The 26,452-nt window shown below is 67.5% G+C and carries 26 protein-coding genes and 1 tRNA gene; 10 read left to right on the plus strand and 17 right to left on the minus strand.

Annotation, left to right across the window (positions count from 1 at the left end):
• Window positions 1–16 precede the first annotated feature (16 nt).
• The 4 genes from RIV14_RS04185 (at window position 17) to RIV14_RS04200 (ending at window position 4,088) form a co-directional block, all read left to right on the plus strand.
• The gene (locus RIV14_RS04185; protein WP_075373128.1) at window positions 17–1,048 is read left to right on the plus strand and encodes an LppM family (lipo)protein; all 1,032 of its coding nucleotides are present in this window, start codon (window positions 17–19) and stop codon (window positions 1,046–1,048) included.
• 76 nt (window positions 1,049–1,124) lie between these two features.
• The gene (locus RIV14_RS04190) at window positions 1,125–1,976 is read left to right on the plus strand and encodes a hypothetical protein (RefSeq protein ID WP_075373129.1); all 852 of its coding nucleotides are present in this window, start codon (window positions 1,125–1,127) and stop codon (window positions 1,974–1,976) included.
• A 197-nt stretch (window positions 1,977–2,173) separates the two neighbouring features.
• Entirely contained in the window at window positions 2,174–2,965 is a 792-nt protein-coding gene (locus RIV14_RS04195; RefSeq protein ID WP_256699339.1) for an LppM family (lipo)protein, read from the plus strand.
• A gap of 172 nt (window positions 2,966–3,137) precedes the next feature.
• Window positions 3,138–4,088 carry a hypothetical protein gene (locus RIV14_RS04200; protein WP_256699340.1) on the plus strand — a complete coding sequence of 317 codons (951 nt, stop codon included), beginning with the start codon at window positions 3,138–3,140 and terminating at the stop codon, window positions 4,086–4,088.
• Between the two features lie 268 nt (window positions 4,089–4,356).
• Here RIV14_RS04200 and RIV14_RS04205 read toward each other — a convergent pair whose 3' ends face one another.
• A complete protein-coding gene (locus RIV14_RS04205; protein WP_075373132.1) occupies window positions 4,357–5,643 on the minus strand; it encodes an adenylosuccinate synthase in 1,287 nt (428 codons plus the stop codon).
• A 127-nt stretch (window positions 5,644–5,770) separates the two neighbouring features.
• Between RIV14_RS04205 and RIV14_RS04210 the strand changes: the two genes are divergently transcribed.
• Window positions 5,771–6,856 (plus strand): LppM family (lipo)protein, encoded by a 1,086-nt coding sequence (locus RIV14_RS04210; protein WP_075373133.1) that lies wholly within the window; start codon window positions 5,771–5,773, stop codon window positions 6,854–6,856.
• Between the two features lie 71 nt (window positions 6,857–6,927).
• Here the strand turns inward: RIV14_RS04210 and RIV14_RS04215 are convergent, their stop codons facing one another.
• From RIV14_RS04215 to RIV14_RS04255, 9 genes are all read right to left on the minus strand, one after another.
• Entirely contained in the window at window positions 6,928–7,608 is a 681-nt protein-coding gene (locus RIV14_RS04215) for a MusI family membrane protein (RefSeq protein ID WP_075373134.1), read from the minus strand.
• Window positions 7,609–7,720: 112 nt separating this feature from the next.
• Window positions 7,721–8,626: a carbohydrate ABC transporter permease gene (locus tag RIV14_RS04220; RefSeq protein ID WP_075373135.1), complete on the minus strand. Its 906-nt coding sequence runs from the start codon at window positions 8,624–8,626 to the stop codon at window positions 7,721–7,723.
• Window positions 8,623–9,468, minus strand: coding sequence for a carbohydrate ABC transporter permease (locus RIV14_RS04225; protein ID WP_075373136.1), 846 nt, complete (start codon window positions 9,466–9,468; stop codon window positions 8,623–8,625). Before RIV14_RS04225 ends, RIV14_RS04220 begins: the two co-directional genes overlap by 4 nt.
• Window positions 9,469–9,659: 191 nt before the next feature.
• Window positions 9,660–11,003, minus strand: coding sequence for an ABC transporter substrate-binding protein (locus RIV14_RS04230; protein WP_075373137.1), 1,344 nt, complete (start codon window positions 11,001–11,003; stop codon window positions 9,660–9,662).
• A gap of 410 nt (window positions 11,004–11,413) precedes the next feature.
• Window positions 11,414–12,463 carry a class II fructose-bisphosphate aldolase gene (gene fbaA, locus RIV14_RS04235; protein ID WP_075249897.1) on the minus strand — a complete coding sequence of 350 codons (1,050 nt, stop codon included), beginning with the start codon at window positions 12,461–12,463 and terminating at the stop codon, window positions 11,414–11,416.
• 185 nt (window positions 12,464–12,648) lie between these two features.
• Window positions 12,649–13,380: a TrmH family RNA methyltransferase gene (locus RIV14_RS04240; RefSeq protein ID WP_428978862.1), complete on the minus strand. Its 732-nt coding sequence runs from the start codon at window positions 13,378–13,380 to the stop codon at window positions 12,649–12,651.
• 20 nt (window positions 13,381–13,400) lie between these two features.
• Window positions 13,401–13,970 (minus strand): orotate phosphoribosyltransferase, encoded by a 570-nt coding sequence (gene pyrE, locus RIV14_RS04245; RefSeq protein ID WP_009747411.1) that lies wholly within the window; start codon window positions 13,968–13,970, stop codon window positions 13,401–13,403.
• A 121-nt stretch (window positions 13,971–14,091) separates the two neighbouring features.
• Complete coding sequence (tpx, locus tag RIV14_RS04250) at window positions 14,092–14,589, minus strand: thiol peroxidase (protein WP_075373157.1); 498 nt, start codon at window positions 14,587–14,589, stop codon at window positions 14,092–14,094.
• A gap of 253 nt (window positions 14,590–14,842) precedes the next feature.
• Complete coding sequence (locus RIV14_RS04255; RefSeq protein ID WP_075373139.1) at window positions 14,843–15,619, minus strand: SDR family NAD(P)-dependent oxidoreductase; 777 nt, start codon at window positions 15,617–15,619, stop codon at window positions 14,843–14,845.
• A 69-nt stretch (window positions 15,620–15,688) separates the two neighbouring features.
• Between RIV14_RS04255 and RIV14_RS04260 the strand changes: the two genes are divergently transcribed.
• The 3 genes from RIV14_RS04260 (at window position 15,689) to RIV14_RS04270 (ending at window position 18,303) form a co-directional block, all read left to right on the plus strand.
• Entirely contained in the window at window positions 15,689–16,498 is an 810-nt protein-coding gene (locus RIV14_RS04260) for an exodeoxyribonuclease III (protein WP_075373158.1), read from the plus strand.
• A 201-nt stretch (window positions 16,499–16,699) separates the two neighbouring features.
• Complete coding sequence (locus RIV14_RS04265; protein ID WP_075373140.1) at window positions 16,700–17,416, plus strand: hypothetical protein; 717 nt, start codon at window positions 16,700–16,702, stop codon at window positions 17,414–17,416.
• A gap of 14 nt (window positions 17,417–17,430) precedes the next feature.
• Window positions 17,431–18,303 (plus strand): hypothetical protein, encoded by an 873-nt coding sequence (locus RIV14_RS04270; protein WP_075373141.1) that lies wholly within the window; start codon window positions 17,431–17,433, stop codon window positions 18,301–18,303.
• Between the two features lie 179 nt (window positions 18,304–18,482).
• On the opposite strand, the gene RIV14_RS04275 is transcribed toward RIV14_RS04270, so the two are convergent.
• Window positions 18,483–19,334: a serine hydrolase domain-containing protein gene (locus RIV14_RS04275; protein WP_075373142.1), complete on the minus strand. Its 852-nt coding sequence runs from the start codon at window positions 19,332–19,334 to the stop codon at window positions 18,483–18,485.
• 224 nt (window positions 19,335–19,558) lie between these two features.
• Here RIV14_RS04275 and RIV14_RS04280 point away from each other — a divergent pair, with 224 nt between their 5' ends.
• Window positions 19,559–20,362 (plus strand): 3'-5' exonuclease, encoded by an 804-nt coding sequence (locus RIV14_RS04280; RefSeq protein WP_075373143.1) that lies wholly within the window; start codon window positions 19,559–19,561, stop codon window positions 20,360–20,362.
• Window positions 20,363–20,735: 373 nt separating this feature from the next.
• Here RIV14_RS04280 and RIV14_RS04285 read toward each other — a convergent pair whose 3' ends face one another.
• The 3 genes from RIV14_RS04285 to RIV14_RS04295 all read right to left on the minus strand — a co-directional run bounded on the left by RIV14_RS04285 (window position 20,736) and on the right by RIV14_RS04295 (window position 23,093).
• The gene (locus RIV14_RS04285) at window positions 20,736–21,863 is read right to left on the minus strand and encodes a hypothetical protein (protein ID WP_075373144.1); all 1,128 of its coding nucleotides are present in this window, start codon (window positions 21,861–21,863) and stop codon (window positions 20,736–20,738) included.
• Window positions 21,860–22,495 (minus strand): dCTP deaminase, encoded by a 636-nt coding sequence (gene dcd, locus RIV14_RS04290; protein ID WP_075371250.1) that lies wholly within the window; start codon window positions 22,493–22,495, stop codon window positions 21,860–21,862. The genes RIV14_RS04285 and dcd overlap by 4 nt, the downstream gene beginning before the upstream one ends.
• A gap of 79 nt (window positions 22,496–22,574) precedes the next feature.
• Window positions 22,575–23,093, minus strand: a complete 519-nt coding sequence (locus RIV14_RS04295) for a TM2 domain-containing protein (protein WP_256699341.1) — start codon at window positions 23,091–23,093, stop codon at window positions 22,575–22,577.
• Between the two features lie 166 nt (window positions 23,094–23,259).
• Between RIV14_RS04295 and RIV14_RS04300 the strand changes: the two genes are divergently transcribed.
• A tRNA-Gly gene (locus RIV14_RS04300) sits at window positions 23,260–23,333 on the plus strand.
• A 123-nt stretch (window positions 23,334–23,456) separates the two neighbouring features.
• On the opposite strand, the gene RIV14_RS04305 is transcribed toward RIV14_RS04300, so the two are convergent.
• The 3 genes from RIV14_RS04305 to RIV14_RS04315 all read right to left on the minus strand — a co-directional run bounded on the left by RIV14_RS04305 (window position 23,457) and on the right by RIV14_RS04315 (window position 26,315).
• Window positions 23,457–24,674 carry a sugar ABC transporter substrate-binding protein gene (locus tag RIV14_RS04305; RefSeq protein WP_075373145.1) on the minus strand — a complete coding sequence of 406 codons (1,218 nt, stop codon included), beginning with the start codon at window positions 24,672–24,674 and terminating at the stop codon, window positions 23,457–23,459.
• Between the two features lie 186 nt (window positions 24,675–24,860).
• The gene (locus tag RIV14_RS04310; RefSeq protein ID WP_075371248.1) at window positions 24,861–25,568 is read right to left on the minus strand and encodes a M50 family metallopeptidase; all 708 of its coding nucleotides are present in this window, start codon (window positions 25,566–25,568) and stop codon (window positions 24,861–24,863) included.
• Window positions 25,569–25,622: 54 nt separating this feature from the next.
• The gene (locus tag RIV14_RS04315; RefSeq protein WP_075373146.1) at window positions 25,623–26,315 is read right to left on the minus strand and encodes a TetR/AcrR family transcriptional regulator; all 693 of its coding nucleotides are present in this window, start codon (window positions 26,313–26,315) and stop codon (window positions 25,623–25,625) included.
• Window positions 26,316–26,452 lie beyond the last annotated feature (137 nt).

Raw genomic sequence — 26,452 nt, forward strand, 5'->3', positions numbered from 1 at the left:
GAATTAGACTCGACGCATGAATCATGACTCCCGCACCGTCAGGCGACGCGTGGTCGTGGCGGTACTGACCGGCCTGGCACTGCTGCTGTCCGGATGCGGGGCTCACTACGACTTCGTCATCCATGACAACGAGACCGCCGACCTGACCTACGTCATGTGGGACTCATCGGGGCTGTCACTCATCACCCGGGAGAGCTGCACCCAGGAGAACCTCAAGAAGTCCACCCCCCTGCCCAAGGGAGTCAAGGCGATCTACACCTTCACGTCCCACAACGGGCAACCGGCGTGCCAGGTCACAGCCAAGTCGGTTCCACTCAACAACCTGCAGACCGACATCTGGACGATCAAGCACCAGGGCGGGAAGTACGTCTTCGACCTGTCCCCCGAGGCGCTGAGCAAGCTCGGTCAGGACGACTCCCTCCCCTCCTCCCCGAGCGCCTCGGGAGGAATGAAGATCTCGATAGCCGTGACCTTTCCCGAGAAGGTGACGAAGTCCAACGGGAGGAATGACGACAACAAGGTCACCTGGGACAACGTGATGGAGAGCCCCGAGGCCCTCCACGCCGAGGGCGGGGACGGCAAGTTCCACCTGCAGTGGTGGATGATTGCGACGGCCTGCGCCGTCGTCCTCCTCATCGTGATCGGCGTCGTGATGTACCTCCTAAGGACTCGCCGCGCCAAGCAGCTGGCTCCGGCACTGCCGTACGGCGAGGCCTTTCAGGGTGCTGCGGCGACCAGCATCATGCCTCCGGAGGTCTATACCGGTGGCCCGTACCAGTCTTCCCCGGGTCCCCTGCAGCCGATGCCGGGATCGACCCATCCCTATCCCGTCACCAACCTTCGCGACGGCTACGCCCCCTACGCCGACCCGGGCCAGGACACCAGCGTCTTCGCGCCACCGCAGGTCTCTGGAAGCGCAGGCGTGTTCAGCACCTACGGGGCCCGGCAGGGGGAACCTCAGTCACCCGGACCCGGGTACACCCACATGCCCTACCAGGAAGGGCACAGTCCCACCGACTTCCAGCCCCCGTCTGAGCAGCCCCAGTAACGGTCTGCCCGGAGCGGGGAACGATACCCATGACGACCCGGTTACAACCTGGCATCTGACCCGCTACTGTGTGGGCATGACACCTGCCATCGCTCACCGCATCCCTAGGCCCCTGTCCGTCTTGACAGCTCTTGCGGCGCTCACCCTGTCCGCACCCCTCGCACTGATCGGCACCCCGGGGCACGCCGCCCCCATGGACGACGACTCCATCGGCTTCAAAGGCTCAATGGACATCGTGGTCAACTCCAATGAGACGTACACTGCCAAGTTCGAGATGTCCGCCAGCAAAGAGATCCCGCTGAAAAAAACGTGTACTGACGAATCCTTCAAAACTCCTGGCACCAAGAACGTCAAGAACCTGAAGGTCAACTACAAGGAGGATGGCGACACCGCCATCTGCACCGCAGAAGGAACCGAGAAGGTATCCGACAGCAAGGGCCTGGTGACCCACAAGGACGGTGTGTACACCGTCGAGACCCCCGATTTCGGCACTGACTCTGCTGGTGAGAACGTCAGCTTCTCTCAGTCGGTGACCTTCCCCGGCAAGGTTACTGAGGCCGACGGCGGCGAGGTCAAAGGCAACAAGGTCTCCTTCACCGACGGCTCGTCTCACACCGTGAAGGGCAAGGACGGCTCCATCCCCATGTGGGTCTGGATCGTTGTTGGAGCCGGTGCCCTGGCGCTCATCGGTGGCCTGACCCTTTTCTTCGTCATCCGCAGCAAGAAGAACAAGACCCAGACGCCTTACGGAGCCCCCGTCCAGGGCTACGACCCGAACCAGGCGTTCCCGGCTCAGCAGCCCGGCTACGGCGCCCCACAGGCACAGCCCGGCTACGGTACCCCCGGCCAACAGGCGGGCTATGGCGCCCCACAGGCACAGCCCGGCCAGCAGCCCGGCTACGGAGCCCCCGGCCAAGGCACCTACTGACCCATTACCCCTCCTGTTGTTGTGGCCCTCAGATCTGACGATCCAGGGCCACAACACCTTTCTTCGCGTCATCATTCCCCATGCGGAGAGCCCATCAACACTGACCAGCTAGGGTGAGGACTATGGCTATAACCGCCCCCCGACACCGCTCCTTGGGCGCACTCGTTTTTCTGACATTTCTCTTGACCTTGACGCTCTTGACCCCTCCAAGTCACGCCGTCACCTCCGCCGCGCACAACGATCCAGACCGCTCGCTATCCGTGCGGATCGTCATCAACCAGGACGACACCTACAACATGACCGTCATAGGTCAAGTCAAGAGCAAGTCCTCCTCCGACAAGCGGGAAATGAAGGAGAATTGCAACTCTTCTGACGCCGGAGGGCCGTTTGACGACCTGAAGGCCTCCTATTCCGAGAGCAACGGCTTCCCCACCTGCACCTTCACCGGCAAGTCGATCGACCTCTCCGAGGCCGATGGATTCATCAAGCACAAGGGCGACGAGTACATCCTCGACAGCCAGAAGGGGAACTTTCCCTCCTCTTCTTCCGGATTCGACATTGAGTACAAGTTCTCCGTGACATTCCCCGGCAAGGTCACGGATGCTGACGGTGGCAAGGTCAACGGGAGCACGGTGACCTTCACCAAGCCTGGAAGGTACCGCGTCAGCGGCAAGGACACTCCCGCCTTTCCCTGGGTATGGGTGATCGTGGGGGTAGTGCTGGTCGGAGCGACCGGCGGAAGCCTCTTCTGGTTCCTCAACCGCAAGAAGAAGGCGCAGCAGCAGGCCTACGCGGTCGGCACCGCGGGTTATGTGCCACCGCAGCCCTACGCCCCTGGCCAGGTGCAGGCTCCCGGCGCCGTGCCCCCGTCTCCTTCCGGCTTCGTCGCCCAGGGTTACAACCAGCCCGGGCCGAGCGGCACGATGCCTCCGGGGGCTGTACCGCCCCCTCCCGGCTACCCACCAGCCCCCTCCTCCACTAGGGGCTGAGCTCCGACGGCGGCACCAACGCTCTTCGCACCTAGCGACAGTGCCCTCCACACCGCTCTCCAGTCACCTCACTCACACCATTCGAAGGCCGCACATGCGCTACCTCACTTTGAGGCACACCCCAGTCACGAGTCTCGTCGGGATGCTCTGTCTCACGACCTCACTCCTCCTCGTGGCGGCAGCGCCCCCCAGCAGCGCCGCAGCTCTTGCAAAGCTCACGAACGAAGACAAGCTCAGCGCTGAGATCGTCATCAAGTCCGACCAAGAGGTGAGCAGCACCATGACGATCACCTCACCAGCCTCCAGAGAAAGTAACCTCAAAGAGTTCTGCGTCGAGAGCAACTTTAACCAGAATGGCGCAAAGCCCGATCTGACCTTCACCAACGAGAACGGGACGCCGACCTGCAAGGCCACGTTTACTAAAACCGTATCCGAAAGCAAGCTCGTATCTCACGACGGAGATGAATACGTCGTCGACACTTACCCGGACTCCACATCCGACGGCAGCAACAACAACTCAACGCCTCTCACCATCGTCTTCCCCGGCAAGGTAACGGAAGCCGATGGAGGGAAGATCGAGGGCGACGAGCAGAACAAGGTCTCGTTCACCGGCTTCGACAACCACAAGGTCCGCGGCAAGGACACCGCCCAGGCGGCATCTCAACCTGAGTCCAGCTCAACACCCTCGTCCAGTTCGACGCCCGCCCCCAGCTCAGCATCCTCACCCAGTTCGACGCCCGCCCCCAGCTCAGCATCCTCACCCAGTTCGACGCCCGCCCCCAGTTCGACGTCCTCGTCTCACTCATCGGGCGGGATGACAAGCATCATCGTGATACTCATTGCGATCGCTGTTGTCGGAGCAGTTGTCGCCATCGTCAGCAACACGCTCAAGAAGAACCGGGAGCAGAAGTACCTGGATGCGCTGGGGCAGCAGTCGATTCAAGCAAGCGGTCCCATCCCCGCTTCCCAGCCAGTCGCCTTCCCCTCTCAAGCACAGGCAGGTCCACCCCCCGCCCAGCCCGGCTATTCGCCTGCTCCCCAGCAGTACCAGCCGCCGTACTCTCAAGGACCGACCTCCGCACCGCATCTTCCACCGAACCACAACGGTTACGGCGGCTACTGAGGTTCAGACCCGGGTAGGCATCATTCCGCTCGCATGATGACTCCCTGAAGGTACGACCGGATCGACGCAGCCCACGACGAGGAAATTGGAGAAGAATCGGACCTGGAAAGGGACATCACTTCTGGGCTGCCCAGCACACATCACAATGGTCATCATGCTGGCAGTACCGCGGCCCGCCCACGGTCGGCACTCTCCCGGAGGGTCTCTACGCCACGTCCTGGGCGCGGCGCCGTCGAGTAGCCGCTATCGCTGACGCTGCGGCCTCACATCACCGGATCAGCGAGTGACGGGAGATCGTGGCCTCGCGCCCCGGCCCGACGCCGATGGCGGAGATGCGGCAGCGGGCCAGCTCCTCAATGCGCAGCACGTAGTCCTGGGCCGCCTGAGGCAGGTCGGCGAAGCTGCGGACCTCGCTGATGTCCTCGCTCCAGCCTGGCAGCTCCTCGTAGACGGGGGCGGCATGGTGGAAGTCGGACTGGGTCAGCGGCATCTCCTGAGTGACGGTGCCGTCAATGTCGTAGGCGACGCACACCGGAATGGTCTCGTGCCCGGTGAGGACGTCGAGCTTGGTCATCACCAGGTCGGTCAGCCCGTTGACGCGTGCCGCGTAGCGGGTGACGACGGCGTCGTGCCAGCCGCAGCGGCGGGGCCTGCCGGTGGTGACCCCGTACTCGCCACCCTCGGTGCGAAGATGCTCCCCCGTGTCATCAAGCAGCTCGGTGGGGAAGGGTCCCTCCCCCACGCGGGTCGTGTAGGCCTTGACCACGCCGACGACCGAGTCGATCCGGGTGGGCCCCACGCCGGTGCCGGTGCAGGCGCCGCCGGCAGTGGGGTTGGAGGAGGTGACGAAGGGGTAGGTGCCGTGGTCGATGTCGAGCATCGTGGCCTGGCCGGCCTCGAACAGGACGGTCTTGCCCTTGTCCAGAGCGCTGTTGAGCACCAGGGAGCAGTCGACGACCATGGGCCGGACCCGATCCGCGTAGGACAGCAGCTCGTCGGCAACGGTGTCGGCATCGATGGCGGCCCGGTTGAAGACCTTGAGGAAGAGGCTGTTCTTCTGGTCCAGGGCGGAGCGCACCTTCTGACGCAGGATCGACTCGTCGAAGAGGTCCTGGACGCGGATGCCCACGCGGTTCATCTTGTCCGCGTACGTCGGTCCGATCCCGCGGCCGGTGGTGCCCAGGTGACGCGAGCCCAGGAAGCGCTCGGTGGTGCGGTCCAGAACCCGGTTGTAGGAGGGGATGATGTGAGCGTTGGCGCTGATGAGGAGACTGGAGGCGTCCTTGCCGCGAGAGGTGATCTCAGCGATCTCGTTGAAGAGGACCTCCAGGTCGACGACGACGCCGTTACCGATGATGGGCGTGACCCCGGGGGTGAGGACACCGGCCGGCAGGAGGTGGAAGGCGAACTTCTCGCCGTCGATGACGACGGTGTGTCCGGCGTTGTTGCCGCCGTTGAACTTCACGACGTAGTCGACGTCCTGACCGAGCTGGTCAGTCGCCTTGCCCTTTCCCTCGTCTCCCCACTGGGTCCCGACGACGACAACGGCTGGCATGGCTGCTCCCTGACTTCAGTGACGGCGTGCCGGTGGACACACCGTTCTCTAGCCTACCGGAGCCGGGTGGAGAGGTTCCCACCAGTGCTCCCCCACCAACGGAACGAGGAGACGATACGGTGGGGGCATGCCTCAAGTCACCGTCCGCCGTAGTTCCACACAGCGCCCTGTGCTGGCGAGCCTCCTCGTCCTGACCGTATCCGCCGTCCTGGCCCTGGCCTGCGCCCCGGGGTACGCCCTCCCCACGGCTGATGAGGGTGTGAGCTTCAGCATTTCCAGTGACATCGTCATCAAGGACAAAGACACGTTCTCCGTGAAGCTCACGATGTCTGAGAGTGAACCCGATCCGGTGCTCAGCAAGAGCGCGTGCGATAAGGCCTCGCCCGATTCAAGCAACTCGAGCATCAAGGACCTCAAGGTGAAGTTCAAGTCTGAAAACGGCACCCGTACGTGCACGATTGAGGGGACCGGCCCCATCACCTCATCCTCGCAGAACGTCAAGCACGAGGGCGATGAGTTCATCGTTCAGACGCTGAACTTCGACGACCTCCCCTCCGATGTCTCCGTCGACGTCGCCCAGTCAGTCACTTTCCCGGGTAAGGTCACCGAGGCCGACGGCGGCACGGTCGAGGGCACCAAGGTCTCCTTCAACGACAACGATCAGCATGAGGTCAAGGGGAAGGACAAGCCCGCCAAGAGCGCAGCGACCGGCAGCTCACAGGACGCTGCGGGAGAGGAGGACAGCAGCTCCATTCCCGTGTGGGTCTGGGTGCTTGTCGGCACGCTTGCCGTGGCCATCGTGGGCGGCGTTGTGGCCGCGATCGTCATGAGCCAGAGGAAGAAGAAGCAGTCCCAGTTCAATCCTTACGCGGCTCCGGCTCAGGTCTACGACCCCAACCAGGCATTTCCCGGCCAGCCGATGCAGCAGCCCTACCAGCCCGGTTATGCCGAGCCCGCTACTCAGCCCTACCAGCAGGGACAGCCGGGCCAGCAGCCCTACCAGCCGGGCTACACCGACCCAGCCGCGCAGCCCTACCAGCAGGGACAGCCGGGCCAGCAGCCCTACCAGCCCGGCTACACCGAGCCCTACCAGCAGGGCCAGCCGACGCCGCAGCCCTACCAACCAGGGCAGCAGCCCTACCAGCCCGGCTACACCGAGCCCTTCCAGCAGCCCTACAACAACCAGCCGGGCCAGCCCGGCCAGGGGTTCTAAAGAGCCCCCGAGACGCATGGCCCCGGAATCAGTCGATTCCGGGGCCATGACGCTGCGTGGTGACGCCGCACTCACCGAGAGCGCGTTCGCATCATTGAGGACTCCGACGTCGAAGCACCGCGAAGCGCCGCCATGGTGGAACGCTGCAGTAGGGCGATGAGGTAGGTCTGGAAAGCCGGCCCGATCAGAACCATGAACCACGCGACCGCGGCCCGCGAGGCCGGCAGCCCCCAGAAGACGATGATCGGCGCCGCCACGATCACCAGAGCAATCACCGTGATTCCCAGACGGCCCACCGCGAGACGAAGCGCATTGGACAGGTGCCGGCCGACCGGAGCGTCGAAGAAGGCGGCCAGCGGCAGCAGCCAGATGATGATCGCAGCCAGGAGCACTCCCCCGGCCAGTACCAGCCCGGACAGCGCACCGCTCGTTCCACCGTTCCGTTCCCCCAGGGAGGAGTCGGACAGGAGCAGGTACTCCCAGGCGCTCAGGGCCACCAGGACGAGCACTGGCAACCACCAGGCCAGGGACTGGCGCAGGTTGAGACGGAAGGAGCGCCACCAGGTGCTCATGACCGCCGGGTCGTCATCGGCCGCCATCTCACCGGCCACGCGGGCGCAGGCGGTCAAGGAGGCTCCCGCTGTCACCACCGGCAGGCAGCCGGCCAGGGTGAGGACGTTGAGGATGACGATGTCCGCCGCTGCGGACCAGGCCCGGTAGGTCGGGCTGTCGGGGCCGGGGAACAGCGCCACGGGAGCTCCTTCATGCGGACTCGAGCAGTAACAGGTGGACATGATACGGGCGGTTCTCAAGGCCGTCAGTGGGGCCTCAAGAACCGCCCGTATCAGGACTCGTATGCGGGCATCAGCCTTTGACCGCTCCCGCGGCCACGCCCTCGATGATGTGCTTCTGACCGAAGAGGTAGAAGGCGACGATCGGGACGATGGCGAAGACGAGCATGGCCATCTGGGCGCCCATGTCCCGGTTGCCGTTGGAGCCGACAAGAGACTGGATGACGATCGGGACCGTCTTGTAGCGCTCGTCCTGGCCGATCACGAGGTTGGGCAGGAGGAAGTCGTTCCACACCCACATGGCGTTGAGGATCGCCACCGTGACCGCCGTCGGCTTGAGCAGTGGCATGACCACCTTGAAGTAGGTCTGCAGCGGGGAGCAGCCATCCATGTAGGCGGCCTCCTCGATCTCCATGGGGATCGACTTGATGAAGCCGGCGAACAGGAACACCGACAGCCCACCACCGAAACCGAGGTAGAGGACGATCATGCCCCAGGGTGTGGCCAGGCCGAGCTGGTCGGCCACCTTGACGGTGGGGAACATGACCATCTGGAAGGGGGCGATCATGGAGAAGGCGAAGGCGTAGTAGATCATGGAGGTCCACCACGTCTTGATGCGGGTGATGTAGTAGGCGGTCATCGCCGTGAGGAACACGATGACGACGACGGAGCCCACGGTGATGAACAGCGACCAGCCCATGGCGCTGGCGAAGCCCGACAGGGCCAGGCCGGTGGCGTAGTTGTCCAGGCCGGCGAAGGTCTTCGCGGTCGGCAGGGCGAAGGGGCTGTCGGAGATGTAGAACTTGCCCTTGAAGGAGTTGATGACGATGAAGGCCAGTGGAATGACCCACACGAAGGCCAGGACGGCCAGTAGACCCACGAGTGTCTTCTGCCCCGTTGTCTGCGGAGCGGCCTTCTGACCGCCCTGACGGGCAGGGGCGGCGGATCCGGGGGACTGAGTCTTGACGGCGGTGCTCACGCGTCGACCTCCTTGGAACGAGTGGCGCTCAGCTGGATGAGCGCGATGGCGGCGACGATGAGGAAGAAGATGACGGCCTCGGCCTGGGCGACGCCCTCCTGGCCGATCTTCTTGTACATCGTGTTGACGATGCTGAGCGCGGCCATCTGAGTCTGCTTAGCGGGCGCACCGTTGGTCAGGGCGAGGTTCTGGTCGTACATCTTGAAGGTGTTGGCCAGGGTGAGGAACAGGCAGATGGTGATCGAGGGCATGATCATCGGCAGCGTCACGTTGCGCAGGGTCTGCCACCTGCCGGCGCCGTCGATCTGCGAGGCCTCGATGAGCTCGGGCGGCACGTTCTGCAGACCGGCGATGTAGATGACCATCATGTAGCCCATGAGCTGCCAGTTGACGAGCATGACCAGTCCGGCCAGCCCCAGTCGCCAGTCGTTGACGATCGTCTGTCCCCAGCGCTGGAGAATCGCGTTGAGCATCACCTGCCAGGTGTAGCCCAGGACGATGCCGCCAATGAGGTTGGGCATGAAGAACACGGCACGGAAGAAGTTGGTGCCGCGCAGCTTGCGGGTCAGGAAGTAGGCCAGGGCGAAGGCTCCCAGGTTCACCGTGATGATCGAGATGACCGAGACAACGGCAGTGAAGAGGAGAGCATGCGGGAAGTCGCTGCGCTCCCCCAGTGCCCTGGCGTAGTTGTCAGTGCCCACGAACCGCGCATTGGTGAGGGTGCTGAACTTGGTGAAGGAGAGATAGAGCCCCATGAAGAAGGGGACGATGAACGCGATCATGAAGGCCAACAGGGTTGGCCCTGCAAAAACTGGGAAGAACTTTTTCAGTGCCTTGGTCATATCTGCCTCGTGGTGCGACCGGCACCCGACGAACTGGCCGGGTACCAGAGAGCTCCCACCGGGGCGGCAGCGCGCGAGACGAACGGCTCGAACGTGCCGCCCCGGCAGGAGAGGGGATGGGGAGATGAGTCGCCGTCGCGATACCCGCTGGAGCAGCGCGCTCAGCGGTGGGCTCGGGCGACTCCTGGTTGTCAGCCCTCCTTGGAGGCCTTCTTCTCGGAGGCCCAGGTGGTCACGAAGAAGTCCTTGACCTTCGCCCAGTCCTCGCTGCCGGAGGCGTACTGCGCCAGGTGCTGGCCGAGCTGGTCCTTGAAGTCCTGGCTCGGGAAGGTCGGGAAGACCCACTTGACGGGCGTGAGGTCCTTGTTGGTGATGGCCGCAGCGACCTCCTTGCCCAGCGGGTCGGAGGGGGCCAGCTCGGCGTAGGCCTTGTAGGGCGCAATGATGCTGAGCCTCTCAGCGGCGAGCTTGGCACCCTCAGCGTCGGTGAACAGCCAGGTGAGGAAGTCCTTGGTGGCCTTCTGGTCGCCCTCGGCGGCCTGGGAGTTGATCGTCAGGTAATTCTCGGTGCCGATGGCGATGTTGGACTTGTCCTCGCCGGAGACGCCGACGTAGATCGGCATGAAGTGGACGTCCTCGGCCTTGACCGTGTTGCCCGAGACCTCGGAGATCTGCGACCAGCCCCAGTTGCCGTTCTGAACCATGGCGGCCTTGCCCAGGGCGAAGTCGGCCATGGAGTCGGTGACCGTCTTGGCACTGGCCTCGGTGGGCTTGATCGTGGAGTTGTTGAGGTAGAGGTCGAAGATCTGCTTGTAGTTCTCCGAGTAGGTCAGCTTGACCTCGTCGAGGTCGTCGACCTTGGCGTCGCGGTACTCGTAGTAGACGGGGTAGTTGGCCAGGTGGGTCTGCCAGCGCCAGTCCTCACCAGGGGACAGCGAGGTCGCGGCGAAGACGCCCTCGATGCCAAGGTCGGCCTTCTTGGACTGCATGTCCTCGACGACCTCCTTGAGCTTGTCGAAGCCCTTGATCTCGTCGACGGAGGTGGCCTTGGCGCCCTCCATGCCGAAGTACTTCTTGAGGATGGCGGCGTTGTAGATGATGCCGTAGCCCTCGATGGCCAACGGGACGCCCACGACCTTGCTCTCGTCACCCTTGAGGGCCATGGACTCATCCGTCAGCTGCTTGGTGAAGTCGGCGTCGGACAGGTCGGAGGCGTAGTCCTTCCAGTTGCCGTAGCCCACGGGGCCGTTGAGGTTGAACAGCGTGGGCGGGTTGGACTTGGCGACCTCGGACTTCAGGGTCTGCTCATAGGTGCCCGAAGCAGCGGTGACGACCTTGACGTTCACACCGGTCTTCTTGGTGTAAGCGGCCGCAATGTCCTTGAACGCCTGCTCCGACTCGGGCTTGAAGTTGAGGAAGTAGACGCCTCCGGCGCCGTCGGAACCGGACGAGCCCTTCGAGCAGGCCGCCAGGGTCGCGGCGACCGCGATCGCAGCAGTTCCACCGAGCACGGAGCGGCGGGAGATGAGTCGCATTGGGGTCCTCCTTTGGACGCATGGGACAGGCGCGGACAGAGGCGTCCGCAAGGTGCGACTGCCGTGTCGCCGGCGGCGGACCCGTCGGCTCAACGGCGACGACCTATCATGGCACATTTCCGCCCGCATTGCTGCAAGGTTTGCAATCAGTGGCCTGGGTCTCAGTTGAACATCTTTCGTTCGACAGGCCGTTCACCCCGGCAGGTCGCAGATCCCACCTCCCCTCCAGGAGACACCATCATCGCTTATCCCCCTTTGCAAGAATGCAACCGATCGATCAGTTCGCCGTCGGGAGCCTCTCCACCACCCCCACCACCCCCTGCGCGAACAGGACGTGGCCCCGGCACCACAAGGGTGCCGGGGCCACGCGCAGCGATCAGTCGCCGCTCACCCCCGTACGGGGTGAGGACTCACTTGCGGGCGGAGCCGACGGAGCCGAGGCGCTCGCAGGCCTCGACGACGCGGGCGGCCATGCCCTTCTCGGCGGCCTTGCCCCAGGCGCGCGGGTCGTAGGCCTTCTTGGAGCCGACCTCGCCGTCGATCTTGAGCACGCCGTCGTAGTTCTTGAACATGTGGTCCGCCACCGGGCGCGTGAAGGCGTACTGGGTGTCGGTGTCCACGTTCATCTTGATGACGCCGTTGCGCACCGCCGTGGCGATCTCCTCGGCGGTGGAGCCGGAGCCGCCGTGCATGACCAGGTCGAAGGGGGTCTTCTTGTCCCCGACCTTGGTGGCCAGGCGGTCGCCCAGGCGCTTGGCGACGTCGGCCTGGATCTCGCCCAGGAGCTCGGGGCGGAGCTTGACGTGGCCGGGCTTGTAGGCGCCGTGCACGTTGCCGAAGGTCAGCGCCGTGGTGTAGCGGCCGTTCTCGCCCAGGCCCAGGGCCTCGACGGCGGCCCAGGCGTCATCGGCTGTGGTGTAGAGGCTGGCGTTCTCCTCGCCCTTGATGCCGTCCTCCTCGCCGCCGACGGCGCCGATCTCGATCTCCAGGATGGTGTTGGCCTTCTTGCTCATGGCCAGCAGCTCGACGGCGAGCTTGATGTTGTCGTCGAGGGTCTCGGCGGAGCCGTCCCACATGTGGGACTGGAAGGCGGTGGGCTCGCCGCGCTTGGCCTGCTCGATCTCGATCTCGAGCAGCGGCCTGAGCCAGGTGTCGACCAGCTTGCGCGGGCAGTGGTCCGTGTGCAGCGCGAAGGTGATCGGGTACAGGTCGGCGATCGTGTAGGCGTAGGCGGACATGGCCAGGGAGCCCTTGACCCTGTCGGCGCGGGAGGAGCCGGACCAGTAGGCGGCGCCCCCGTTGGAGACCTGGACGATGCCGTCGGACTCGGCCTCGGTGAAGCCCTGGAGGGCGGCGGAGAGCGTCTGCGATGAGGTGACGTTGATCGCGGGGATGGCATACTTGCCGGCCTTCGCGCGGTCAAGCATGTCGGCGTAGGACTCCGGGGTTGCAATGGCCACTGGGTGCCTCCTGATTGTCTGTGTGAGTCAGTGGTTCGGGGCCGATTGTTCCACGAATTCGAGGCCGAGTGAACCGGATCATGGTCCCAGGTCGGGCAGCGGTCGGGCGCCATGCCCTGTTCAGGGGTGGTTTTCCCGCTGTCCATGAGGCGGGCCGTCGCAGCGGGCCGCAACGGCCCCCGGAGTCAGTCGGGCGCCGGCCCCGCGTGCTGGAGGATCCAGGTGTGCATGGCCACGGCCGCGGCGGCCGCCACGTTGATGGAGCGGGTGGAGCCGTACTGGCCGATGCGCAGCAGGCGGGAGCAGCCGGCGCTCAGCTCGGCGCTGATGCCCTCACCCTCGGAGCCGAAGACCATGAGGCAGCGCTCGGGAAGATCGGCGGACTCCAGAGGCTGGGCCCCGGGGCCGTTATCGATGCCGACGACCTCGTAGCCCTCGGCCCGCGCCCAGGCGAGCAGCTCGCCGGGCTCGGGGTGGTGGCGCACGTCCAGGTAACGGTTGGTGACCATGGCGCCGCGCTTGTTCCAGCGGCGTCGGCCGATGATGTGGACGCCGGCCACGTTGAAGGCGTTGGCGCTGCGCACGATGGAGCCGATGTTGAGGTCTTGGCTGACGTTCTCGATGGCGATGTGCAGCCGGTGGGCGCGGGCGGCCAGGTCGGCGCGGATCGCCACGACGGTCCAGTAACGGTAGCGGTCAACGACATTGCGCCGGTCACCGGCGGCGAGCAGCCCGCGATCGTAGCGGGGGTCGGAGGGCCATGCCCCGGGGCCGCCGGGCCAGGGACCGACGCCGACCTGACGGACGTCGGCCGGCCGGTCCTCCTCCGGACTCGGCACAGAATCCACGGCGGAGGCCGCGGGCAGGTGCTCCCCCTCAGGCAGGTCGGCAGGGGCCTCAGGCTCCGCCTCACCCACCCGCGGGCGCCGTCGGGTGCTCACTCCAGGCCGAGGTCGGCCAGACCGAGCGCCGCGTAGTAGGGCAGGCCGGCAGCCTCGATGCGCTCGCGTGCCCCGGTGGCTCGGTCCACGATGACGGCCACGGCCCGCACGTCGGCGCCCGCCTCACGCAGGGCCTCGACGGCCTCCAGGGGCGAGCCGCCGGTGGTGGAGGTGTCCTCCAGGACCACCACACGGCGCCCGGCGACGTCGGGCCCCTCGATGCGGCGGCGCATGCCATGGTCCTTGGCGGCCTTGCGCACGACGAAGGCGTCCAGGTCCAGGCCGCGCGAGGCCGCGGCGTGCAGCATGGCGGCGGCCACGGGGTCGGCCCCCATGGTCAGGCCGCCGACCGCGTCGATCTCGTCGGTGCCCAGGCCCGCCTCCTCGAGGAGGTCGAGCATGACGTGGCCGATGAGGGGGGCGGCCTCGTGGTGGAGGGTGGCGCGGCGCATGTCCACGTAGAAGTCGGACTCGAGGCCGGAGGCGAGGGTGACCTTGCCGCGGACGACGGACAGCTCGTTGACGAGCTCGGCCAGGCGGGTGATGTGGGAGTCGTTGGTGCTCACGGCTCCGATGGTAGTGGGATTCGGGGGCCGTGCGACGGGTAGACACCCGCCGCGGCAGGAGCCCGCCCCATCCGCGCGGCGCGGATGGGGCGGGCTCCTGGGGGCTCAGCGGAAGAAGGAGTCAGGACAGGGCGGCCACGGCGGCGTCGTAGTCGGGCTCCTGACCGACCTCGGGGACCTGCTCGGTGTAGACGACCTTGCCGGACTCGTCGAGGACCACGACAGCGCGCGACAGCAGACCGGCCAGCGGGCCGTCGGCCAGGGTGACGCCGTAGTCGGCGCCGAAGGTGGAGCGGAAGGTCGAGCCGGTGACCACGTTGGTGAGACCCTCGGCGCCGCAGAAGCGGGAGCCGGCGAAGGGCAGGTCGGCGGAGACGCAGACCACGGTCGTGTTGTCCAGCTCGGAGGCCAACTTGTTGAACTGGCGTACAGAGGCGGCGCACACCCCGGTGTCCACCGAGGGGAAGATGTTGAGGACCACGCGGCGGCCGGCCAGGGACTGGCTGGTGACCGGGGCGAGGTCGGCGCCCACGAGGTCGAAGGCGGGTGCGGCCGAGCCCACAGCGGGCAGCTCGCCGACAGTGCTGACGGGGTTTCCGTGGAAGGTAATGGAAGCCATGGTGTGATGGTTGCAGGTCACGGCTCCCCTGGCCAGCGGGAGCACTCAGCCCTGGGCGATTCCGCGGTGGGATCGGACCGCAAGCCGGCTCTCGCGCCCGGATCTGTCACGATCGGCGACTTTTAGAGGCAGTCTCCGCCGACCTCGCCGCATCTGTGCTGGTCAGCGCCTCGGGAAGGTCGGCAGTAATGCGAATAGCCCCCGAATAGTCGCCATCTGTGACACTTTGCGCCGTCAGTGAGCCTCCACGACCTCAGTCGTGCCCTCGACCGGAGCGCTCAGGTTCACTGGCCATTCGGCGCACGAGCCAGCGGGGTGCCAGTCGCAGTATGGCGTTGGCGCTGCGGTAGCGCAGGCTCGGGGTGCAGATGACCTGGCCGCGGCGCACCGCAGCGAGTCCGTCACTGACCACGCGCTCGGCGTCCAGCCACAGTGGCGCCTTCCACTGGGTCTCATCGATGCCGGCCGTGGCGTGGAAGCCGGTGTGGACCAGCCCCGGGCACAGCGCCGTGGCGCTCACCCCGGTGCCGGCGAGCTCGACGGCCAGTGCCTCAGTGAACCGCAGCACCCAGGCCTTGTGGGCCGCGTAGGTACCTACGACATTGTGCGCGGCAACAGAGGAGACGTTGAGAATGGCACCGCGTCCGCGCTCCACCATGGCGCCGGCCGCCGCGTGGGAGGCCACCATGACCGCCCGGACCATGACGTCGAGGGCCTGCTCCTCGCGGGCCAGGTCTCCCTCGACGAACTGCTGCCCCAGCCCGAAGCCGGCGTTGTTGACCAGGAGCCCCACGGGCTTGCTCTTGTCCCGCAGGCGCTCGGCGACGCGCTCGAGCTCATCGCGCTCGGACAGGTCGGCCTGCAGAGTCTCCACCTGGACGCCTGCGAACTGCCGCACCTCCTCGGCCACCTTCCGCAGGCGCTCAGGGGTGCGCGCCACGAGGACGAGATCATGACGGGCCTGGGCGAGCTGCCAGGCGAACTCCAGGCCGAGGCCGCTCGTGGCCCCGGTGACAAGTGCTGTTCCCATGGCGGCAGATTAAGGACGCTTACTGAGCGATCAATGGGAACCCGCCCTGCCGCCGGTTACCCTGCTGCCATGCGCCTGGCCACCTGGAACGTCAACTCCATCCGCACCCGTGTCGACCGCGTCCTGGCCTTCCTGGAGCGCGAGGACATTGACGCTCTGGCGATGCAGGAGATCAAGTGCCGCCCCGACCAGTTCCCGGTCGAGCCCTTCGAGGCGGCCGGCTACGAGCTGGCCATCCACGGCCTCAACCAGTGGAACGGGGTGGCGATCGCCTCGCGCGTGGGCCTCGACGACGTCACCACCTCCTTCCCTGGCCAACCCGCCTGGGCGGCTAAGCCCGAGGCCGAGCCGGTCGTCGAGGCCCGGGCGCTGGGGGCGACGGTGGGTGCGGCCTCGGATGCGAGGCCGGTGCGCCTGTGGAGCCTGTATGTGCCCAACGGCCGCGAGCTCACCCACCCACACTACACGTACAAGCTCGACTGGCTGCGGGTGCTGCGTGACGACGTCGCCGCCTGGCTCGAGGCCGAGCCCGACCTGCCGCTGGCGCTGGTGGGCGACTGGAACGTGGCGCCCAGGGACGAGGACGTGTGGGACATGAGCGTCTTCGAGGGCGCCACCCACGTCTCCTTACCGGAGCGTGAGGCCTTCGCCGCCTTCGCCGAGGCGGGCTTGAGTGAGGTCACGCGCGAGCGGGTCACCAACTACACGTACTGGGACTACCAGAAGCTGCGCTTCCCGAGGAACGAGGGCATGCGCATCGACTTCGTCTACGCCTCACCGGCCCTGGCGGGTCGCGTCACCGGCGCCGCCATCGACCGCGACGAGCGCAAGGGCAAGGGCGCCTCCGACCACGTCCCCGTCATCGTTGAGGTCAGCTGAGGCCGAGGGCCGCGGCCCGGAAAGCCAGGTGGGAGAAGCGGCTGGGGGCGGACACGCAACCCGCTCGCTGACGCCGCGGGTTTACCGGTCTGACCCATGGAAGACAATCAAGAATCCAGCCAGATTGTCCCGGGAATATTTGTATAGAAATGACACTTCACGCCCGTCGGAACCTCGACATATCAGACATATGATGTCCGTATGAAATATGTGCTCAAGCCGGTCAGTCGACGTACGGCCCTCACCCTCTCCTCACTGACCGCCATGACATTGGCGGCGTGCTCGAAACAGCGAGCCGCCTCTGAACCCAGCACACAGCCACCACCAGCCCCGCAGACCGGAGGCCCCTCCTCCCCATCCCCGACCGAGACTCCGACACCCACCAGCTCCCCTTCGGCAACGGCCACACCCACAGCGGGCGATCCGTCGACGCCACCCACGCACGGCACTGACGACGTGACACCCTCCACCCCGCCGGCCGGGGGCGGAAGCCTCACCAACACCCAGGGACGCGACCTCACACGAGCTGACCTGTTCAACCCACCATTCATCCTGAAAGAAGATCTCTACAACGTGGCCACGACCAGCAAGAAGAAGGGGATTGGTGCACGTTTAAGGGACAGCGATGGCGTTGAGGCCGAGCTTCGACTGGAGAACCGGTTCCGCAAGCTCACCTTCAATGCCGGACAGGACAATAATTCAGCATCCTCCGACCTCACCCTCAGAGTTGAGGTGTACAAGGACGGGAAGAGTGATCAGTTTGTCGATATCCCTTTCAATGAGATCAAGCCCCTTGAGATTGATGTCACCAAAGTCAATGCACTCAAGATCGATCTCATTCCATTAAATCGCGACGGATTCAAGTACAACGGCTCCAGCTCCCTCACTGCCGTCATGTTCGATATGAGGCTGGAATAGCAGGAGGCGGCGGAATGAAGGTCTTCCGTTCCAAAACCGACAACACGTCAGATAAACCGCGTATCGTCACGGAACAGGAGTCCAGGGCCGCCACTGTCGAGCAAGCAAAAGACAGCAAACGAGGCGTGACGGTCGGCATAGCAAGCCTTGCGGTCACCGCGACGATCGGAATCGCATCACTGGCTACCACCTGGCTGACGTACTCCCAGCAGGCCGAGCAGCCCTCGCCTGGCCCCCTCCAGTCCCCTTCCTCCGAGTCTCCCTCGACCTCACCCGCCATAGAGCCTCACTCCGCTGCAGCCAACGAGAGCTCCACGCAAACAGGTTCACCGGTGTCGGGCTGCTACGACGGAGACACTCCGACGCCGTGCGACTCGCCGCACTCGCGGGAGGTGTTCGCCAAACCGGACGGATTCTCCTGCGATACGAGTGCGCTCATCCTCCACATGGGCGGCATGCCCGGCATTGACCTCCTCGCCTCAAACATCGACGTCAAACCCCTTGAGAACACGGAGGACCGGTGCGTCGTCGAGAGGCCGTCGGGAATGCCGCACGTGTCACTCAAGGACATCTGGGCATCCGACAACGACCACAACGGCTACAAGGACGGCGGCGAGTTCCGTCGGTGCTTCAACCGTCAGGGGCAGGCGACCTCTTGCGACGCCGACCACGCCTCCGAGGAGTTCTACGACGCGCCGGAGGAGGTCGACTGTGGCAAGAAGTACGAGGACTTCTCCGGCCGGTCGGTCGACCGCAACATTCGGGTGACTCGCCAGTCCAGGGACCACCGGATCGTCTGCCGCGCGGAGGTGCAGGTGAGCACCGACAGGCTGACCGCTTCAGTCCGCGACCTCGGGAACTCAACTCTCCCCATCAAGCAGAACTAAGCACGTGTGCGCCAGCAGAACAAGTCACCCTGGAGAGCCAGATATCACACCAAAGGCCCAAGGGACGCCCCTCACGCGGCAACGGGCCAGCGGCGTCACCTCAAGCGGCCCGGCCGAGTATTGCCCGGCCGAGTATTGCCCGGGCGGACGGACACCGGGCGTCCTTCGTCCGCAGTCCCCTACAAGGCCAGGATTTGGTCGCCGAGCTCGGGCCAGGTCCGCCGGTGAACCGCCCCGAAGGGCTTGGCCCCCAGGAAGACGGCCTGGCGCTCGGCGACCGGATCCACCCAGATGAAGGAGCCCGACTGGCCGAAGTGCCCGAAGGTCTGCTCACTGTTGCCGGTCCCGGTCCAGTGCGGGGACTTGGCTCCGCGCACCTCCACCCCCAGGCCGAAGGGGTTGGGGGTCTGTCGCCCATAGCCGGGTAGGACGCCGTCGAGGCCGGGCAGGACCGGAGTGCGGGCGCGCTGCGCGAGGGCGGGCGAGACGAGCCTGGGCGCGGCCAGCTCGCGGGCGAACAGGGACAGGTCGCGGGCGCTGCCCTCCCCGGAGTGGGCGGGCGAGCCGGGGATGAGGACGCTGGCCATCCCCAGGGGCTCGAGCACCGTGGTCTCCACCCAGGTCTCCAGGGGCGTGCCGGTGGCCTCCTCGAGGCGCTCACCCAGGATCTCGATGCCGCGGTTGGAGTAGATGCGGCGCGTGCCCGGGGCCGCCAGGCGCTCGTCGGAGTCGGCCGCGATCCCCGAGGAGTGGGACAGCAGGTTCTCGATGGTCGCGCCGTCGGGCGCGGGAGAACCAGCGGGAGCCTCCAGGTCCAGCAGTCCCCGATCGACGGCGACCAGGGCCGCCCAGGCGACAATCGGCTTAGTCACCGAGGCGAAAGGGAAGATCTCGTCAATGTCCCCGGCCTCGAAGAGCACGCCGTCGCCGGCGGCGGACCTGCCGGTCACGACGAGGGCGGTCGGGAAGGGGAAGGCGGCCAGCGCCGACAGAGCAGGAGCCGGCGCCTGAGGGGTGTCCGGGATGGTCATCGCTCCTCCTCACCTGGACCGGCTCTCGACGCGGCAGGCCGAGCGCCCCCGCGACCGTACCTTACGCCACGAGGACCAGACCCCCGCTTCCGTCTGCGAGCCGTCTGGCACGGCCGCGAGCGCCGGCCTGCTGAAGCTCCCGGAGCCAGCCCGGACCACCCCGGTCAGCGCCCCGGCGCGCCGTGAGTCGGCGAAACCTGCCGGCTCGCGAGAGGATCAGAGCGATGCCCTTCTACCACCGCCCGCCCGCCGACCGCGGCCCGTTGCGCCCCCGCCGCTCCCCCATGGCCCCCGGCCAGGCGGCCGCCGCTCCCACACCCGCTGAGCTGGCCGAGGCCGCCGGTGTCGGCTACGCCGTCGTCGATCTGGAGACCACCGGCCTGTCCCCCACGACGGACTCGATCCTGGAGGTCGCGCTCGTGCTCACCGACGCCGCCGGGCGCGTCGAGCGCAGCTGGTCCACGCTCATCGACCCCGGTGCGTGCGTGGACGTCGGCCCCACCCATATCCACGGTCTCGTCGCCGAGGATCTCATTGGGGCGCCCGGCTTCGACGACGTCGCCGACCTGCTGGTGGCCAACCTGGCCGGGCGGGCGGTGGTGGCCCACAATGCCCGCTTCGACGTCGGTTTCCTCACCCAGGCGCTGGGGACGCGGGGGCTGCTTGACCGGGGCGCGCGGGTGCCGCGGGTGTGCACGATGGAGTGGGCGCGCCATTTCATGACGACGCCGTCGCGCCGGCTGACCACCTGCTGCGAGGTGGCCGGGGTGGAGATCGGCCGCCACCACAACGCGCTCGACGATGCCCTGGCCGCTGCTGGCCTGCTGCGCCACTATCTGGCGGTGGGGGCTCAGCGCGGCGAGGAGCCGGTGGCCTGGGTCCGCTCGCTCGTTGAGGCTCGCCGCTTCGCCGGTTGGCACTGGGACGCGGCAAGGGCGCGGGATGGCGTCGAGCGTCTGACGGCGCGCACCACGCCGGGTGCCGAGCGAGCCCGTCCCAAGCCCGAGTCTGCGGGGCCGCGTCAGTAGGCCTCCGGGCTGCGAGCAGTGCCGGGGCCACCGGGCCAGATGCCACCGCGCCGTCCCTGATCGGGGACTTACTTCTCCCACGAGGACTGCGTTGTCCCGCAGGCGACTGGGGTACGGCCTCAGTTGTCTGCGGGAGAAGGACGTTCTGGGAGGAAAACGCAGTCCCCGTTTCAGTCGGCCACGTCCCGGCAGGCTAGTCCACGAGCCTCGGGGTGGACTGGTCAGGGGTTGTGCGTGCCGCACGAGGGCCCGGCCCGCGCGGAGTACCCCCGAACCTCACCCAGTGGCACCCCGCCCTCGTACAGTACCGGAAGTCTCACGACAACGCCTCCCCGGGGGCCGCGCGGCGCCCACACCGCCCTGACGAGACCTCTCAGGCCTCCTCGGCGTCCTCACCCAGGGAGACGAGGAATCCGTCGTCGTCCACGGCCACCCCGGAGACGGCGGCCACTAGGACGGTGGCGAGCTCCTCGACCAGGTCCCGGGCGGTCTGGCGCTCGCGGCGCCGGGAGCGGGAGACCACTTCGGCGTAGGCGTCGGCCTGGTCCAGGGGGATCCAGCGCAAGTCGTAGGACAGGACCGCCCCACGCGCCCACGGCTCACCGCGCACGGCCAGAGGCAGTCCGTCGGTGGCACCGGCGCGCACCTCGATGCGCCCCCAGCCCTCGTGCTCGGGGTCGACCGGGGTGACGACCGCGTAGCCGTCACGCACCTCCTCAATGACGTTGCCGGTGGCGGCGGCGACGATCTCCTGACGCATCGTGTCCTGGCGGACCTTCTCCGAGCCGCGCCAGGCCTTCTCGAAGACGTCCGGGCCGATGCGCTCAACGAGACTCTCCAGCTGCTCGGGGTCAATGGCGTCCAGCCCGACGGCGCCGCGAGGCTGAACGACCTCCAGAGCGGTGCTCACCTCGGGGGCCACGGGCTGCAGGACAGCCACCAGGTCCTCCGGCCCGAGCCACACCGGGGCGTAGACGGTCAGGGAGGCCGAGACCTCCGGGCTGGGCTCGACCAGCACCGGCTCCTCGTCGTCCCCTCCGGGAATGAGCCGCAGGGCCCCGGCCAGGCGCCGGGCGATGGCGCGCAGGCGGGTGAGGGCCACCAGCTCGGCCCCCGTGGGCTGGGCGCGGGGGAAGGCGTCGGAGAGCGGGTCCAGGCCGGCGAGCTCGGCCGGCAGGGCGCCGGCACGGATGCGGGGGCAGTCCAGGATCATCAGCTGGGTGGTCCACTCCGGCGCCCCCAGGAGGCTGCGCATCTCGGCGTCGACCTTCCAGGGCCCCAGCAGGGAGACCCCGGGGAAGAGCTGGAGGCTGGAGACCCCCACCCAGCCGGACTGGATGTCCTGGGACAGGGCCAGGGCCTCGACCTCGTCGGGGGCGACGTCGTCAGCCAGGAGCAGGACGTGGTTGGTGTCCAGCAGCCCGACCGGCAGCATGGAGGCGGCAGTGAAGGTGCCGGTGTCGGTGGGCAGGGAGACGGCGAAGTCGGTCGAGTCGCTCATGCGTGCTTCTCCTGGGAGATGGGAGCGGCGCCGTCGGCGGGGGCCGCCGGGGTGTCGGGGATGCGGGTGCGGTGGAAGGACTGATGCGAGCGGGAGGCCGTCGGTCCGCGCTGGCCCTGGTAGCGCGAGCCGGTGGCGCCCGAGCCGTAGGGGGCCTGGGCGGGGCTGGACAGGCGGAAGAAGCACAGCTGCCCCACCTTCATCCCCGGCCAGAGCTTGATGGGCATCGTGGCCGTGTTGGACAGCTCCAGGGTGACGTGCCCGGTGAAGCCCGGGTCGATGAATCCAGCGGTGGAGTGGGTCAGCAGCCCCAGGCGCCCCAGGCTCGACTTGCCCTCCAGGCGGGCGGCGACGTCGTCGGGCAGGGTGATGCGCTCGTAGGTAGCCCCCAGGACGAACTCCCCGGGGTGCAGGACGAAGGGCTCGTCGGCTCCGACGTCGACCAGGTGGGTCAGCCCGGTCTGGTCGGCGGCCGGGTCGATGACCGGGTAGCGGTGGTTGTCGAAGAGACGGAACCATCGGTCCAGGCGCACGTCGATGGAGGCCGGCTGAATCATCTCGGGATCGTAGGGGTCGAGGACGACCCGCCCGGCGTCGAGCTCGGTGCGGATATCGCGGTCTGAGAGCAGCACGGTCCCGATTGTGCCAGGTCCTCCTGGAGGCGTCACACGGATTCCGGCCCTGGGGGATCCGAGAGGCCCGGACCGCGCCTCAGCTGCTCAGCGGCATGCCGGAGGCGTCAACACCCCACGGCGCCTCGCCGGGGCGGGCCACCAGGATGAGGATGCCCTCGATGAAGGCCCAGATGGCGATCGGAGGAGCCAGGATCCCGCAGGTCAAGAGCGTGCCCAGGAGCTGGAAGAGCGCCTTGCCCGTGTAGCCCAGGTAGAAGTTGTGGATTCCGAAGGCTCCGAGGAGCAGCGCCAGAATGCCTGCGGCCACCTTGGACTTGCCCGGGTAGACGAGGGGACCGTAGCCGGGGACGGGACCGTAGCCGGCAGGCGCACTGTACCCAGGAGGCGTGCCGTAACCGGGCGGGGGCGCGTAGGCCCACTGCGGGTCATACCCCGACTGGGCACCGGGACCGTAGGGGCCGCCATAGGGCGGGTACCCGCCTGACGGGTAGTCCGTGGGGGCGGAACCCGCGGGCAGCGCCGGCGCGTCCGGGCCGGGACTCGCAGCGGGCTCAGTCGGCTCGGCGGGCTCGTGAGAGTTGGAGGGATCAGTCATGCACTCACCACACGTATGAAGACGTCAGGGAATCCGTGAGTAAGTGTAGTGGCGAAGGCGTCGCCGGCGCGGTCCACGAGGCCCCTCCGCAAGCCGATTTGCGTAGACGACCGGAGTCTGGGTTAGACTTCCGCACGCACCTGGGACGCACATCCACTGGTGCCACGCGGGTGTAGTTCAATGGTAGAACTTCAGCTTCCCAAGCTGACAGCGCGGGTTCGATTCCCGTCACCCGCTCCAGCCCGAGGGCCCGGACCGTCACGGTTCGGGCCCTCGTTCGTTGCTGCACGGCCCCGACGGCGCCAGCCAGCACCAGCCAGTGCCAGCCAGCACCGGCCAGCACTGACCGACGGCGCCCCGGGGTCAGGACAGGACGGCCTGCAGGTTCACCTGGGCGCTGCCCAGGACGCTTGCCGGGTCGCCTCCGGCCAGCCCGGGCAGCTCGTTGTCGAAGTTGGCGATGATGTCCGAGGTGCCGGAGGCGGAGGGCACGGGCTGGGAGTACTCGACGCCGGCCAGGAAGGCCGCCTGGTCGGCGTGCTTTCCCTTCCAGGTCTCGCCGGCGGACTTGCCGGCGGGGACCGTGCCGGCCGCGCCGGCCAGGGCCACCTGCCGCTCAGCGGCGGTGAGGTACTCCACGAGCTTGATGGCGTCGGCCTTGTGCTTGGAGGCCTCGACGACGCCGTAGAAGGTCGGGAACTGCAGGGTCCCCTTGCCGCCGCTGCCGGCCGGCAGCTCGACCACCTTGTAGGAGACGCCCGAGTAGGTGTCCGCCAGGGTCTTGACCAGGGCCTCGGTCTCGATCACCATGGCGGCCTGCCCCTGGCCGAAAGCGTCAGCGGCGGAACCGGCGGGCAGGTCGGCGCCCCATCCGGCCGAGCCGGAGGACAGGAGCGTCTTGACCTGGGTCAGGCCCGCCACCGAGCCCTCGGAGGAGGCCGTGGCCTTCGTGCCGTCGGCGCTGGTCAGGCCCCCACCGCCCTGGATGAGGAAGGCGCCCACGCGCGCGTAGGAGGCATCGAGGGTCAGGCCGACGACCCCACCGGAGGTGAGCTTGGCGGCCACCTGGTCGAGCTGCTCCCAGGTGGTCGGGTAGTCCGAGTCGCTCAGGCCCGCGGCCGACCACAGCGAGGTGTTGACGTACAGGGCGAGGGTGGAGACGTCCCGGGGCGCCGCGGCGATCTTCTCCTGCCGGGTGGCGCTGGTCAGCAGCGCGGGGTGCGCGTCCTTGACAGCGGCCGACCCCTTGTCCCAGGGGTGCAGGGAGCCGGCGTAGCTGGACAGCTGGGCCGGGTTGAGGACGACGACGTCGATGGTCGGCTCGGCGGTGATCCCGCGGGCCAGCTCCTGGGAGACGTCGGAGACGGGCTTGATGTCCACCTCCACCTTGGTGTCCTTGGTAAATGCCTCCACCGCCTTGGACAGCGCCTCCGCGGCGGCCTCGCCCTCATCGGAGACGATGAGCGCCATCTTGCCCTCCTCGGTGGCTCCGTCCTTCGACTTCGACGAGCAGGCGGCGAGGGTGGCTGAGACGGCCAGCCCCAGAGAGGTCAGGGCGAACGTCCTGCGGGACAGCATCATGTGTTCTCCTTGAGGGAATCCCGGAGTGCCCGGGAGCGGGGTGAGCCCGGGGCCGCAACGGCGCCTGTGGGCTCACGGTGAGCGACGTCGGGCGGGGACGGCGGGAGGGCACTGCGGGCCCCGCGTCGCCAGGAGGAAGCGTAGGCCATGCTGGCGGCGGGCTCGGACGCGAGGCCCGCCCTCACCTCACAGGAGATCGCGCAGGGCCAGCACGACGACGCCGGTAGCCGCCGCGTCCACGAGGAACCAGCTGGCCAGCCACACGCCGGCGGGAACCCGGGTCAGGTGGGCCAGGGTGCGGTGGTCCTGGCTCGGGTCGCGTGAGGCGGCGACGTCACGCAGGGAGTCCCAGGCCCCCACCAGCAGGGCCAGCCCGACCCCGGCGACGACGCCGTCGCGCCACTGCCCGCCCCACCACCACAGGGCCCCGGTCAGGAGGGCCACGAGCAGGACCAGCAGGACCGTGCGCACGGAGCGGGACATGACCAGCAGGACCGCCAGGAGCACCAGTCCCAGCAGGAGGACCGCGCTCGCCCAGCCCTTGAGGGCCAGGAGCACGACGACGGCGCCCAGGACGGCCGGGGCGGGGTAGCCGGCCCAGGAGGTGGCCACTCGGCCGGGGCCGGTGGGCTTGCCGGCGGTCACGGCGTGCCCGGACAGGTCCCGGCTCACCACGAATCCGCGGAAGCGCCGCCCTACCATGAGGCCGACGGCGGCGTGCCCGGCCTCGTGGACGATCGTCACCAGGGTGCGTCCCCAGCGGCGGGCCGGGGCCCAGGCCAGGACGATGAGGAGGATCGCCAGCGCTGGCCACAGCACGCCGGGATCCAGGCCGACGACGTTCGAGGCGCGGTTCAGCAGGTCGTTCCAGGTGTCAGTCCAGCTCAGGTTCACGAGCGGAAGTCTGCCAGGCCCGCCCGCCTGCGTGGCAGGCCATGGCTCACGCTGTCAGCCGACCGCGCTGTGATGAAGCGAACCGGGGACCTCGGCGCCCTCCAGGGGCTCGGTGGCGTGGGGCTGGGCAATGGTCGGAACCGCGTGGGCGGGCTGACGGGCCCCCACCGCCCGCAGCACGAAGACGTCCAGGCTCTCCAGGTAGGCCCGGCGCTGCTCCGGATCCGTGGGGGTCGGGCGCCCACCCATGACGGTGGCGTGGATGAGGGGGATGACCTGCTCGGGCTCCTGGGCGGGGATGAGCCCCTGGTCCATGGCGTCAGTAAGGATCGAGGAGAGCATCTGGGCCAGGAGCGCCCCGTGGGCCTTGAAGCGACCGGCAGTCCCGCGCGAGACCGCCCCGGACAGCGGTCCCGACGTCGGGAAGTGGAAGTGCCGGGCGATGAGGGCCTGCTGGCGCACGTAGATGCGCAGGCGGTCGATCGGGTCCTGGGTGCCGGCCAGCGCCCGGGAGAGCTCCTCGGCGTAGCGGCCGGCCTCGTGCTCCATGAAGGCCAGGAGGAGGTCCTCCTTGTCCGCGAAGTGGTTGTAGACGGCGGTGCGCCCCACACCCGCGTGGTTGGCGACGTCGGACAGGGTGATCTTGTCGAAGCTGCGCTGGCTCATGAGCTCGGACAGCGCCTGGAACAGGGCGGTGCGCGTGCGCTCTCGATGCTCGGCCAGTGAGGAACCCAGGATCTTCGGCATGAGGCAACCCTAACTTACGAGATGACGCGAGTGATAGAAGTGTCAGAAACTGGGAAGGGCCGGCGTCGCGGGACTGCCGACAGGCTCGAGCCCGAGGCCTTCAGGAGGGCCACCCGTCTCAACCCCGCCGCCGTCAT

The sequence above is a fragment of the Actinomyces acetigenes genome (genome assembly GCF_031296635.1).
Classification (GTDB): domain Bacteria; phylum Actinomycetota; class Actinomycetes; order Actinomycetales; family Actinomycetaceae; genus Actinomyces; species Actinomyces acetigenes.

Bases quoted from the DNA above. Each gene is read 5' to 3' on its own strand.
- RIV14_RS04305 (WP_075373145.1), bottom strand. From the start codon at position 24,674: ATGATGCTGTCCCGCAGGACGTTCGCCCTGACCTCTCTGGGGCTGGCC.
- RIV14_RS04295 (WP_256699341.1), bottom strand. From the start codon at position 23,093: ATGACTGATCCCTCCAACTCTCACGAGCCCGCCGAGCCGACTGAGCCC.
- RIV14_RS04210 (WP_075373133.1), top strand. From the start codon at position 5,771: ATGCCTCAAGTCACCGTCCGCCGTAGTTCCACACAGCGCCCTGTGCTG.
- RIV14_RS04205 (WP_075373132.1), bottom strand. From the start codon at position 5,643: ATGCCAGCCGTTGTCGTCGTCGGGACCCAGTGGGGAGACGAGGGAAAG.
- RIV14_RS04315 (WP_075373146.1), bottom strand. From the start codon at position 26,315: ATGCCGAAGATCCTGGGTTCCTCACTGGCCGAGCATCGAGAGCGCACG.
- RIV14_RS04280 (WP_075373143.1), top strand. From the start codon at position 19,559: ATGCCCTTCTACCACCGCCCGCCCGCCGACCGCGGCCCGTTGCGCCCC.
- RIV14_RS04265 (WP_075373140.1), top strand. From the start codon at position 16,700: ATGAAATATGTGCTCAAGCCGGTCAGTCGACGTACGGCCCTCACCCTC.
- RIV14_RS04255 (WP_075373139.1), bottom strand. From the start codon at position 15,619: ATGGGAACAGCACTTGTCACCGGGGCCACGAGCGGCCTCGGCCTGGAG.
- RIV14_RS04285 (WP_075373144.1), bottom strand. From the start codon at position 21,863: ATGAGCGACTCGACCGACTTCGCCGTCTCCCTGCCCACCGACACCGGC.
- RIV14_RS04185 (WP_075373128.1), top strand. From the start codon at position 17: ATGAATCATGACTCCCGCACCGTCAGGCGACGCGTGGTCGTGGCGGTA.
- RIV14_RS04225 (WP_075373136.1), bottom strand. From the start codon at position 9,468: ATGACCAAGGCACTGAAAAAGTTCTTCCCAGTTTTTGCAGGGCCAACC.
- RIV14_RS04275 (WP_075373142.1), bottom strand. From the start codon at position 19,334: ATGACCATCCCGGACACCCCTCAGGCGCCGGCTCCTGCTCTGTCGGCG.
- RIV14_RS04230 (WP_075373137.1), bottom strand. From the start codon at position 11,003: ATGCGACTCATCTCCCGCCGCTCCGTGCTCGGTGGAACTGCTGCGATC.
- tpx (WP_075373157.1), bottom strand. From the start codon at position 14,589: ATGGCTTCCATTACCTTCCACGGAAACCCCGTCAGCACTGTCGGCGAG.
- RIV14_RS04270 (WP_075373141.1), top strand. From the start codon at position 17,431: ATGAAGGTCTTCCGTTCCAAAACCGACAACACGTCAGATAAACCGCGT.
- RIV14_RS04190 (WP_075373129.1), top strand. From the start codon at position 1,125: ATGACACCTGCCATCGCTCACCGCATCCCTAGGCCCCTGTCCGTCTTG.
- RIV14_RS04260 (WP_075373158.1), top strand. From the start codon at position 15,689: ATGCGCCTGGCCACCTGGAACGTCAACTCCATCCGCACCCGTGTCGAC.